This window comes from Shewanella sp. 10N.286.45.A1 (genome assembly GCF_041470405.1).
Taxonomy (GTDB): Bacteria; Pseudomonadota; Gammaproteobacteria; order Enterobacterales; family Shewanellaceae; genus Shewanella.
In genome coordinates this window covers 1-4,063 of the sequence record NZ_JBFRMK010000323.1, presented here as the reverse complement: position 1 = coordinate 4,063, position 4,063 = coordinate 1, and the positions used below count along the sequence as shown (strand labels likewise).

General features: G+C 35.8%; 4 protein-coding genes. All 4 read right to left on the bottom strand.

The genetic code is table 11. The features are described from left to right. Positions 1 to 127 (bottom strand): helix-turn-helix domain-containing protein (locus AB4238_RS20320; protein WP_372035220.1); only part of this gene is annotated, 127 nt, incomplete at its 3' end. 215 nt (positions 128 to 342) lie between these two features. Next, positions 343 to 960, bottom strand: coding sequence for a molecular chaperone (locus AB4238_RS20315; protein ID WP_372035218.1), 618 nt, complete (start codon positions 958 to 960; stop codon positions 343 to 345). After that, positions 957 to 3,209, bottom strand: a complete 2,253-nt coding sequence (locus AB4238_RS20310; protein WP_372035216.1) for a hypothetical protein — start codon at positions 3,207 to 3,209, stop codon at positions 957 to 959. Before AB4238_RS20310 ends, AB4238_RS20315 begins: the two co-directional genes overlap by 4 nt. 6 nt (positions 3,210 to 3,215) lie before the next feature. Beyond that, positions 3,216 to 3,740: a fimbrial protein gene (locus AB4238_RS20305; RefSeq protein WP_372035214.1), complete on the bottom strand. Its 525-nt coding sequence runs from the start codon at positions 3,738 to 3,740 to the stop codon at positions 3,216 to 3,218. Positions 3,741 to 4,063 lie beyond the last annotated feature (323 nt).

The following is a 4,063-nucleotide window of genomic DNA, read 5'->3' as shown; positions in this document are numbered from 1 at the left end:
GGTTTACCGGACGCTTACTATTTGAACGGGTGAGCTTTATCGCTATCTTTCTTGCTGTAAATCCCATGTTCAGAAGCGTCTCTATCTGGTATCGTTCCTTAAGAGTCAGCTGTTTGTATTGCTTCATTATGGAGCACCTGGTTGTTTGTGTGAGAACTTCAGTCTACGAGTAGCTGGCTCTCCTGTCCATTCCAAGTGTGTTGGTTATTATGAGAATCGAGGCTTTAATAGCTTGATCAAAATTAAATGGCTGGGTCATGTGTCACTCCTGTTTTGGATATTCAACTGAAATGACACAGAACCTTGAACACTACCCCAACTAATCAAAACGGCTACTAAAAATCAAAATAAAACTATCACCGTTTTTCCATATCTTAATTCTTTATAGCCTACAACCGTGCAGTCTTCATTTATAATCGATTCACTAAAAGGTTCAAATAAAGTAATGTTCCTAACATCATCTTTTCCTTCGCAAACTAATGACAAAAGCTGTATGTATCTTGGGCCAGTATTCACGAATTTACTCCCATTTATTTCGAGCTTAGATTCACCTAAGCCTTTTGGAGTATAAATAGCTTTTAAAGTATTTTCAAAGGAAAGATTTACGGAGCTTCCTTCATGTTCGACATCTCTAATTAGCTCTACAATTGACACGTAAAAAAGTGCTTCCTTTTCTTTTCCTCCGTCACCAACCAATACTAATTTTATAGACTCACTTCCTCCTGGCGGAATCAATACCTCATCAGCACTTGATGTCAAGTATATATCTGAGTCAACTTTATCTCTGTTAATATCCACATAAATAGCCACTTCAGATTTTGAATTGTTATTAACTTTAATAACTTTTACTCTTTCACCTTCATCAAAGTGTGCTCGTGGAGGAGATATAGTTACAGCTTTAGATTCAAACACTAAGAACAAGAAAGATAGAAAAAATAAAACATAGATATCAGTCTTCATGGAGCCTCCTTCAATGAACACTTAACAGAAATAATAGATGAAATAGAATCAATACCAACAGGAGAAACATCATCTATTTCGCATAAGTCGTCACCAATTATTAGCCGCTCTCTCTCATTAAGACTCGAGAAACTAACAATTCCACCAGATTTAACTGATGACACCTTCACGCCCTTAACAGAGTAGACACTCAAACCTTTCTCCATTGGATTACCCGAATAATCAACAGCGATAAATACATAATTATAATATTTATCATCACCCCCATAAATAAATTCCAACTCGCCATCCCTTAATTTAATCTCCTTCTTGCTTCCTGAACGATATAATACACTATCATCGTTTATTTGAATAACCTTGTTACTAAAAGAAGGGACAGAGTTAATAACGTAACCATCCTCACCAACCTTCACCCCACCAACAACTTTGTTTTCACCACCTACATATATATAGCCTGAATTAACCTCGTTAGCATTAAGGTAAAAATCATCTCCATCCAAATATATTATTCCACTGCCCCCTGCAGAATACTTATACTTACTACCATTTTTATTATACCTAGCATAATAATTGACTTTATCACTATTTTGATAAAACCCGACACTCCTTCCATAATTGAAATCACCTTCTGTAAACTCTACACCAGCATTAACACCACCGTCACCCAAATTGCTAAAATAAGATCCTCTAAATCGTGCTTCACGATCTACATAACCAACATCTGATTGTGCCCTTCCTCGACCTAAAGGTACAGTTAGAGACAAATAGTAATCTGTTTCAGAGTTAAACCTAACTCCTGCTGAAAAGGTGACCTTGCCAGCAAATAGACTGCTATTAGAATAAGAAATTCCATATGATTTTTTGTATTTATCTTTACCTTTATATATTACCTCATCGGTATAGTCTATTCTTACACTTCCCATCTGGCCAATCTTTTTGGCTAAATAGTAATTGCTTCTTTCTCTTTCCCCTCGACTCTTATTATCGCTGTACAGAACCGCAAACCAATTAACCCCTCCATTATACCCCTCCCAATTAAACAAATTAAAATTAGCACGGGAAACACCATAGTCACCATCTTCACTTAATACATGGGAGTGGGAAAAATCAAAGCTGAAATCATTATAATTAAACCTAGGGGATAACTTTAGATTGCTATAGCCTTCAGAGTACATCCCCTGAAAATAAATGCTTTTTGATTCATCAAACATTAATGAATGTTCATAATTCACAAAGAGTTTTTCTGTTCTTTTGAATAAACCTGTTGTAACGGAATAGTTATTACCTCGAGAAACCGCCATACCGCTATTAACGTATCGCGTATCTTTACTACCATCATCCCCCTCCAATTCGACCCTTAAATCCTCTCCAGATGATGTATTAGGCTTTAGTATCTTATATGTCCCAGCTAAAACACGAGTTTTCTTTACCAACTCATCTCCAGCATAAATATTCACATTAGAATCAACAGAAGTGAACCCAGTGATGTAACCATTACTATCACTGACTATATCAGAGGAGAAATAACCATTATTCTTAAGCGATATACCATAGAAAGAATCGTTAACAACATCATTATAAATGTAGTCATAACCAGCTTCAACATAGGAATTAATATCATCTAAATCCCCCCGCACTTTAGCATATATTATTTTCCGGTCAGTCTTGGTATCCCCTTTGACTCTAAATTTATATCCATTTAAATTTGCACCAACTTTAAAAAGTAAATCAGAGTCAAAATCCTCACCACTCTCCTTATCAAAAGTAGCATTATACTTTAAGAAGGTCACATTATCCCCGTAGTTAGAGTCGCTTATTTTATCCGCTGCCGACAACAATAACTCATCAGGAATATAAATATCTAAATATCGATACACCGGATTATATTCATATGCCCATCGATGTTTCTTGGAAGGGAATTCTACACAACCACCACTTTCATCTAAGTAGTCTTCAACGTTAATTTTTTTTATATTTTCAAAGAAATCTGAAGGGACACAAAAAACTCTTTCATTATTTTTAATGTAATACTCAACATTTATATTAGATTTAAAAAAACTTGAGCGAACATAAATAACCCCCTCCCCTTCACCTTTTAAATAATCAGAAAAAAAAACAACCTTTCTCATATCTTTCTTGGGGTTTAAAAAACTATATCCGCTGGCGTAAACGCTAGCAGACATAGTTACATAAGAAAGAATGATAGGCCAAAATAAATAAATGGCCTTTCTTATTCTTTTTTTTGTCATATTATATTAGAGGTACTCTGCTGTGAAGCTAATAGTTCTTGCTGCTGTACCAATTTCTACTAAGTCATTTGTAGCAGCTGTTTTCTTATAACCTACACCAAACGTTTTAACCCCTGAGTTCGCTCCAGATAAATCAAAGTTTGCAAGAGCGTTACTATCGGCCTCAGCAGATGACTCAAGTAACACAAGGTCTACACCTACAGCCGTACCCGTTTGAGTACCTAAGGTAAAAGAGATATCAATCTCAGCTGTATTTACACAATTACTAAAAGCTAACTGAAAATCGGTGGTCACACCTACCGCGAATGATACATTACTGAGCGCTGTAGAGAATACTTGCGCTTCACTAATACCACCAACCGCTAATGAGGTAATAGCTGTTCCAGTTGTATCTTGAATCTCAACATCACAAGAAGATTCCAAAATCTCACCAGTTGCATCCAAAGCAACGTCACTACTTGTAGCCATTGCTGAGCTAGATAAAAGCACTGTAGAAAGACCAATTAGTAACGTATTTAATTTAAATTTCATAAGAGATATCCTTTTGTTTCTCTGAAAAATATTAGCACCACTATTTCTTTCCAGCGGATGCTAACTTAATGTTTAGGCCATTCAACGGTACTTCGCCAACACCAGAAAAAAATATCAATATTTAGACTGACAAAATCACAAGATAATAGTACATATGTACTATCTCCGTTTTACTTGTTTACTGCCACTACATCTAGATAAGCGGCTAAGTATGTGCAATAGCTACAGAAGTGCTTGTTACAGTAAAGAAACCAGGGTAAGAGCGTGAATGTTTTTCAAGCATTTATTAGTTTTTCCAAATAGGTCGAATCCATTGCAGCTCG